Raw genomic sequence first — 574 nt, forward strand, 5'->3', positions numbered from 1 at the left:
GAGCGTCTGGAAATGGCGGTCGGTGGCATCCTGTTCCGTGACAGGTGCCTGAAGCAAGCATACGAGCGCCTCAATCAGGCGAACCAAAGGCTGCGGGAGGTCGCGGAGTTGGCGCATGCCGTGAACGACGTGATCGAGCTGTTCGAAGAGTTTTACGCGGACAGCAAGGGACAGCCGATCACTGATCGGCTGCGCGAAATCAGTGCAGTGCTTCACGCACAAAAACAAGGAGAGTAAATATGTTCACGGCAATGAGTAAGGTGTGGCTTGTGGCCGGAGTCTTTATCGGTGTCTTCATCAGCGTTGTCTACTGTGCGTTCCACGAGGACCGCATCACCCGGGAAATCCGGGAAGCACGCATGAAGAAGGAGCTGGTCGAAGCGAACCTGTATCTGGCGCGCAAGCAAAAAGAGTTTGCGGAACTGACTGGGAAGGACGTGCAACCCGAACCTGCTAAGCCGGATGACCACGCCAGTGCCGCAGACTGGAGTTCGCGTACGGTACGTATCACCCAGACGGACCGAGACGGTAATACAACGGTGAAAACTCGCAACTATGACGAGCTGACGGACGC

At 56.4% G+C, this 574-nt stretch carries 2 protein-coding genes; both read left to right on the forward strand.

Annotation, left to right across the window (positions count from 1 at the left end; all coding sequences use genetic code 11):
• Positions 1-237 (forward strand): hypothetical protein (locus tag AC1RPR_RS08050; RefSeq protein WP_481763445.1); only part of this gene is annotated, 237 nt, incomplete at its 5' end.
• A gap of 2 nt (positions 238-239) precedes the next feature.
• Positions 240-574: hypothetical protein (locus tag AC1RPR_RS08055; RefSeq protein WP_481763446.1), on the forward strand; the 335-nt coding region annotated here is incomplete at its 3' end.

The sequence above is a fragment of the Dellaglioa sp. CoH-57-MRSF-22 genome, assembly GCF_056781895.1.